This window comes from Williamsia sp. 1135, from assembly GCF_002095395.1.
Classification (GTDB): Bacteria; Actinomycetota; Actinomycetes; order Mycobacteriales; family Mycobacteriaceae; genus Williamsia.
Genome location: NZ_MJEI01000029.1, coordinates 1 through 6,515 on the forward strand (window position 1 = coordinate 1; position 6,515 = coordinate 6,515).

General features: G+C 62.2%; 7 protein-coding genes. 4 read left to right on the plus strand and 3 right to left on the minus strand.

The window, feature by feature from the left end:
- Together BFL43_RS00390 and BFL43_RS00395 are read right to left on the minus strand one after the other, a co-directional pair.
- Positions 1 to 912: IS3 family transposase (locus tag BFL43_RS00390; protein WP_168176492.1), on the minus strand; the 912-nt coding region annotated here is incomplete at its 3' end.
- Positions 864 to 1,169: a transposase gene (locus BFL43_RS00395; protein ID WP_084889730.1), complete on the minus strand. Its 306-nt coding sequence runs from the start codon at positions 1,167 to 1,169 to the stop codon at positions 864 to 866. The genes BFL43_RS00390 and BFL43_RS00395, both read right to left, overlap by 49 nt.
- Positions 1,170 to 1,630: 461 nt before the next feature.
- On the opposite strand from BFL43_RS00395, the gene BFL43_RS00400 reads away from it, so the two are divergent.
- The gene (locus BFL43_RS00400) at positions 1,631 to 2,776 is read left to right on the plus strand and encodes an LLM class flavin-dependent oxidoreductase (protein ID WP_084889747.1); all 1,146 of its coding nucleotides are present in this window, start codon (positions 1,631 to 1,633) and stop codon (positions 2,774 to 2,776) included.
- A 344-nt stretch (positions 2,777 to 3,120) separates the two neighbouring features.
- Positions 3,121 to 3,894, plus strand: a complete 774-nt coding sequence (locus BFL43_RS00405; protein WP_084889749.1) for a class I SAM-dependent methyltransferase — start codon at positions 3,121 to 3,123, stop codon at positions 3,892 to 3,894.
- Between the two features lie 144 nt (positions 3,895 to 4,038).
- Here the strand turns inward: BFL43_RS00405 and BFL43_RS28750 are convergent, their stop codons facing one another.
- A complete protein-coding gene (locus BFL43_RS28750) occupies positions 4,039 to 4,206 on the minus strand; it encodes a hypothetical protein (protein ID WP_168176495.1) in 168 nt (55 codons plus the stop codon).
- On the opposite strand from BFL43_RS28750, the gene istA reads away from it, so the two are divergent.
- On the plus strand, positions 4,206 to 5,726 hold the full coding sequence (istA, locus tag BFL43_RS00410) for an IS21 family transposase (RefSeq protein ID WP_143694986.1): 1,521 nt from the start codon (positions 4,206 to 4,208) through the stop codon (positions 5,724 to 5,726). The two genes, BFL43_RS28750 and istA, sit on opposite strands and share 1 nt — an antisense overlap.
- A partial coding sequence (gene istB, locus BFL43_RS00415) for an IS21-like element helper ATPase IstB (RefSeq protein ID WP_084889715.1) occupies positions 5,723 to 6,515 on the plus strand: 793 nt, incomplete at its 3' end. The genes istA and istB, both read left to right, overlap by 4 nt.

Here is a 6,515-nt window from a genome sequence, read left to right on the forward strand (position 1 = left end):
TGACATCTCGTAGTCGATGGGACTGAGCATCCCGATCGTTGAGTGCCTCCGTCGAGTGTTGTAGTAGTCGAACCAATTGTCAACCGCAGCAACCAGTTCGCTCTTGTAGACGTAGCTGTGGCGGTAGTAGTGCTCGTGCTTGAACGTCGACCACAGGCTCTCGGCACCGGCGTTGTCCCAGCACACCCCGGTCCGACCCATCGACCGAAGCAGACCGTACTTCCCGCAGGCATTCGTCATCAAGGACGATGTGTACTGAGATCCCCTGTCCGAGTGCATGATGATGCCCTTGGTTCGACCGCGACGGGTACGAGCAGCCATATCGACCGCATCGGTCACCAAGTCAGCGCGCATGTGATCGGCCACAGCCCACCCCAACGCCCGCTTCGAATGCTCATCCTTGATCACGCACAGATACATGTCTTCGCCACCGCAAGTCAGATATGTGATGTCCGACGTCCACACGGCGTCGGTGCGGCCCTGATCGAAGACGCGGTCGACCAGATCCGGCGGGAACGTCGCGAACGGATCGACGATCGTCGTCGGCGGCGAGAAGGTGCGCGGACTGATACCAGCTAGGCCCCGCTCGGCCATGATTTTGGCGACGGTCTTCTCGGTGACGAACTCGCCCCGCGCGCGTAGCTCAGCGGTGATCCGCGGCGATCCGTAGACACCGTGGGAGTCTTCGTGGATCGAAGCGATTCGCACAGCCAACTCTTCCCGACGCTGCCTCTGTATCCCTAATTCTGTTGCCCTGGTTGACTTTAGATGCCGATAGTAACCCGAGGCTGACACACCCAGCAGGGTGGCCATTCGACTGATTGCTGTGGTGGCGCACTCCGTGGCCATCAACGCGTACTTCTCTACCGTTGATGGTTCGCCGCGAAGTACGCCGACGCTTTTTTCAAGAATGCGATGTCCTTCTCCTGATCGGCGACCTGCCGGCGTAGCCGGGCAAGCTCGTCGCGCTCGACTGCGGTCAGTGGCTCATCGCCCTCTCGCCGCGCTGCGTCCAGGCGCCGGCGCTCATCAGCGACCCACCGCCCCAGCAGGCCTTCGTTGAGGCCGAGGTCTCGTGCGACCTCGGCGATGGATCGACCAGAATCGATCACTCGATGCGCAGCATCGACCTTGTACTCGGTCGTGAACGACCGACGCTTCCGCGACATGTGAACATCCTCCCAGCGGAACCGCTGATCCCGCTAGCTCGGTGTCCACTACCTGGGGGGAACCTCAACAAGGTAAGAACCCCTAGAAGCTACGTTGGCATCGGCCAAAAGGTATCAAGCATGTCGGGAAGGGCGGGGCCGGCCTACCCCAAGGCGCATCGTATCTGCCGCGCAGTAACAGTCTCTATTTCGATTGACAATAGTTCCCAATCGAATATTGCCAGTTGCAGGTAGAGGCAGGCGCAACGAGCCACTCTTTCGTCATGGTGACTCCTGCTATCAGAAATAGTGCTGTTCCGACTCGGTCATTGAGCGCACAGAACGCGCACAGAACTGGGGTGGGCAGTCGCTATCGCTCGAGTACGACAGGGCCGTAGTCGGAGTACGGAAAATCGCATTCGCCCTGCTGATCTGTGACAAAGCGGATAAAATTTGCCGACCCGACATCGAGAGGTGCGCGCATGAGTACCTTCAGGACAGGCGTCATCGACGCTACCGTGAACTCTCGCGTCACGCCGGACCTATTCATTCGGAATACACAGGCCGTCGCGAAAAGTGCGGGAGCAGACTCGATTTGGGTGGCAGACCACTTGATGTCGCTTATCCCCAGGTCGGTGTGGTCGCCCAAGTACGCAGGCGCGGCGAAGCTGGCACCCCGAGTGGACGCGTATTACGAGCCATGGATCACGCTCGGATATTTCGCCGCTCGGAATCGACTCAGCCGAATGCGACTGGGCACAGCCGTCACCGATACCGCACGACGCAACCCGGCTGTCACCGCACAGGCCGCAGCGACGTTGCATCTGTTGAGTCGCGGTCGCGCCATCCTAGGTATCGGTACCGGCGAACGCGAAGGGAACGAACCCTACGGCGTGGACTGGAGGCGGCCCGTCGCCCGGTTCGAGGAGGCAATGGCGACCATACGGGCCCTGTGGGATTCGAAAGGCCAACCTGTGAATCGTGATTCAGATTTCTTCCCGCTGCGGAACGCGATCTTCGACCTCCCGCAGCATCACGGTACTTGGCCAGAGATATGGGTGGCCGCCCACGGTCCGCGCATGTTGCGAGCGACGGGTAAATATGCAGACGCATGGTTCCCGGTCGCGACGATGCAGGCCTCCGAATACGGGACAATGCTCGATTCGGTCCGCGCCGCCGCGTCGGACGCCGGCCGCGACCCGGCGAAGATCATTCCGGCAGGCGTCTTCTTTTCTTTGACCGGTACGACACGGGCGGACGTCGATGAGTTGGTGGGCAGCATCGTCGTTCGCGCGTTTGCCCTCAACCTCCCGGCAAAGGAATGGGTACGTCACGGTGCGGTTCACCCGATGGGTGATTCGTTCACCGGGTTTCAGGACATGTTGCCGCAAACCTTCGATGAGGCAACGGTCCTCGACTATGTCGAACGGGTTCCTGAGTCACTCGTTCGCGAACACTTTTTGACGGGAACCCCGTCGGAGATCGTCGACCAAGTTGCCGTGTGGCGTGACAGCGGACTCCGATACGCAGTCGTCGGCGACCTCGGCGCATTCCACCCGCGCCTACGCAAGGGGCTCGGGACAGCTCTCCCAACGATTCGGGCGCTGAGAGGCATGCGCAAACTCTGAAATGCACGTGGCGCGCATTAAGAGCGACATTGCTCGACGATGGCCCGGCGCCCCCATGGTGGACGTGTAGTTGAACGTCTTCGCCGTATGCGACCCAGCCGACCTTGTCCGCGAATTCGGTCTGTAGACACAATCATTCACGATCGCAGAAACAAAACGGTTCTCCATTGGCGTCTCCAGGGCTGGAACTGCGTTGGTCGTCTCCGGCGGCAGTGTGCCTAGCTGTCACCCACCAGCGCCATTTGTAGGTGCCATCCGACATCGACGACACCGACGTCATTGGTTTTAGACCCGGCGCGGGTGTGATCCTTGCCAACGCGGACGAGTCGCGTGACCGTGGTTGTATGGCTAATTCAACACGTCGGTCAGGTGACTTCGACTACGAACACGTCGGGGCAATCTACGGGCGTCACCGGCGGGCAGATCCGCGGATAGCGTCGAGGATCCAGTACCAGCTGGCGCAGGCTCGCAGTGTCCTCAACGTCGGTGCCGGAACTGGATCCTATGAACCTGCCGACCGAACGGTCCTGGCGGTCGAACCCTCCCCCGCGATGCGCGCGGCGCGCCCGAGAGGGGCGGTACCCACGATCGCGGCTAGCGCCCAACGTTTACCGTTCGACGACGATTCGATCGATGCTGCAATGGCCGTGCTGACCGTGCACCAATGGGGTGATGGTCTTGCCGCCGGCCTGCGTGAAGTCCGCCGAGTCACTCGTGGCCCGATAGTTATCATGACCCTTGACGTTGATGCCCTCGCTGACTTTTGGCTCACCGACTACTTTCCCAGCAGGCCCGCAACCGAACATGCCCGGTTCCCCGACATCGCAGAACTCGCAACCATCCTCGGCGGATCGCACAGTCTGGACCCGGTGCCCATCCCCAACGATTGCACCGATGGATTTGTTGAAGCCTTTTACGCACGCCCCGAGGCCTACCTCGACCCGGAGATACGCAGTACGCAATCGACGTGGCAATTCATCACCCCGACTGACACCGAGACCGGACTCACAGCCCTCGCAGCCGACCTGCGTTCGGGCACCTGGGACGCCCGATACGGCCACCTACGAACCCAACCCGCCTACACCGGACCACTAACCCTCCTCACCGCAAACCCCTGAACAGAAACTCCGACGCCACCGCCGTAAGCTCGGACACTCCCTGCTGAGCCGGTCCCGGCCCGTTGATCGATCGAGTCTGCAAAGTTTGCGGGTTTCCGAGGATCAGCTGATCCGACCTCTTCCTATCGGCATTCTTGACGTCGATCACGTGTCCATGGCCATGAAAAAGTCCCCATTGGTGGCCAGGTCGAGGTCCCCACTGGTGGCCAGATAAAAGTCCCCACCCTGTGTTCGTCGTGTCGACCCGGAACTGAAGGCCCAGGCGATGACGGTGAAGGTGCCAACCACACCATCACCGCCTGGGAGTTCCATTGAAGTCTGCGAAGGACCGTATGGACATCATTTCTGCTTACCGCGAAGTCGGAAGCTACCGAGGAGCCGCCGAGCTGTGCGGCACCACCCACAAGACCGTCAAACGTGTCGTCGACCGGTTCGAGGCCGGCGACCAAGACCCTCCCGAGCGCGTTGAGCGCTCCCGCAACTACGACGCAGTCACCGCCCTGGTCGATGAACGCGTCAAGAGATCGCACGGCAAGATCACGGCCAAACGACTCCTGCCGGTCGCCCGGACCGCCGGTTACGACGGATCGGACCGCAACTTCCGACGTTTGGTCGCACAGTCAAAAGCGCAGTGGCGCAGAGATCATCACCGTGGACGCCGTCCCGCGGTGTGGGCGCCGGGTGACTACCTGGTCATCGATTGGGCCGTCGTCGGCGGCATCCATGTGTTCTGCGCGGTGCTCGCGTTCTCGCGGTGGCGGTTCGTTGCCTTCGCGACCAACGAAACCGCAACGACCACGTTGACGTTCATAGCCCACGCCCTCGAGGAGATTGGTGGAGTTCCCAAGCGGGTCCTGGCCGACCGGATGGGTTGCCTCAAAGGCGGTGTCGTGGCGAACGTGATGATCCCCACCCCGCAGTACGTCCGGTTCGCTGCCCACTACGGCTTCGCACCGGACTTCTGTCACGCCTCAGACCCTGAATCCAAAGGCATCGTCGAGCGCCTGTGCGACTACGTTCAGTCGGATTTGGCCATACCGCTGTGGACTGAGGCCAAGGTCGCGGCCGGCCGCGACGACGTGGTCCTGGATGTGCATCAGGCCAACACGGCCGCCCACGTGTGGTGCGTGGAGGTCAATTCCCGGCAGCACTCGGATACCTTCGCCATCCCGAACGAGCGACTCGAGGCTGAGCGGGAAGTGTTGGGGCAGTTGCCGTCTCTGCGGATGCAGGTCGGTCCGCCGCCGGTGACCCGCAAAGTCGACCGACTCTCATGTATCCGGTACGCTTCGGCCCGCTACTCGGTGCCCACCCGGCTGATCGGAACGACCGTGACCCTGGTGCAGGATGCGGGCCGGTTGCTGATCATCGAACCGAAATCCGGTGAGGTGGTCGCCGATCACCAGCTCGCTGCACCGGGTGAAGCGATTATCCTCGATGAGCACTACGGCGGCCCACGCCCGGCCCCGGACCGCGGACCCAGACCGAAAACTGCTGTGGAGAAACGGTTCTGCGCACTCGGCGAACCCGCTGAGCAGTTCCTCATCGGTGCCGCCGCGATCGGCAATACCCGCCTGAGCTCGGAGTTGGATGCACTGCTGGCGTTGGGCGCGGCCTACAGCGACACCCTGCTACTCGAAGCGCTGACCCGGGCGGTGGCGTTCAAACGGTTCCGGGCCGCTGATGTGCGTTCCATCCTGGCCACCGGCGCCGCAGCACCCACCCCACGACCACCCGGTGACGCCCTGATAGTGGACCTTCCCTCGGCGCCGACCAGATCGCTGCAGGCCTACAAACACACCCCGGCCACCGATAGCGAGGCCTCCTCATGACGACCGCCAAGACACCTAAACCAGCTGCACCACAGTCTATCCCAGAGCTGCCCGCCGATCTGGACCTTGCCCTGCGGCGGTTGAAACTGGCGGCGATCCGCCGCACCGCACCCGAAGTCCTGCTGACCGCCAAGACCCAACGCTGGACTCCTGAGGAGGTGGTGCGGACCCTGGTCGAGACGGAGATCGCTGCCCGCGATGCCTCCAACATCCGCAATCGTCTCAAGGCCGCGGCGTTTCCAGTCGCCAAGACGTTGGAGTCCTTCGACGTGGCGGCATCCTCGATCCAGCCGAAGGTGTTCGACTACCTGTCGTCGCTGGAATGGATACGAGCACAACATAACTTAGCGATCATCGGCCCCGCGGGTACAGGTAAATCTCACACCCTGATCGGGCTGGGGATCGCTGCTGTGCACTCCGGGCACAAAGTCCGGTACTTCACCGCTGCCGACCTCGTCGAAACGCTCTACCGCGGGCTGGCCGACAACACCGTCGGCAAAACCATCGAAGGACTGCTCCGCCAGGATCTGCTCATCATCGACGAAGTCGGATTCGCACCGCTCGACGACACCGGCACCCAACTGCTGTTCCGGCTCGTCGCCGGCGCCTACGAACGCCGATCCCTGGCGATCGCCTCGCACTGGCCGTTCGAAGACTGGGGCCGGTTTCTGCCCGAGCACACCACGGCCGCCAGCATCCTCGACCGGCTGCTGCACCACGCCACGATCGTCGTCACCGACGGCGACTCCTACCGCATGAAACACCGAACGGAGGGCCCCACCACAACCT

Bases quoted from the DNA above. Each gene is read 5' to 3' on its own strand.
- BFL43_RS00395 (WP_084889730.1), bottom strand. From the start codon at position 1,169: ATGTCGCGGAAGCGTCGGTCGTTCACGACCGAGTACAAGGTCGATGCT.
- BFL43_RS00400 (WP_084889747.1), top strand. From the start codon at position 1,631: ATGAGTACCTTCAGGACAGGCGTCATCGACGCTACCGTGAACTCTCGC.
- BFL43_RS00405 (WP_084889749.1), top strand. From the start codon at position 3,121: ATGGCTAATTCAACACGTCGGTCAGGTGACTTCGACTACGAACACGTC.
- BFL43_RS28750 (WP_168176495.1), bottom strand. From the start codon at position 4,206: ATGGAACTCCCAGGCGGTGATGGTGTGGTTGGCACCTTCACCGTCATC.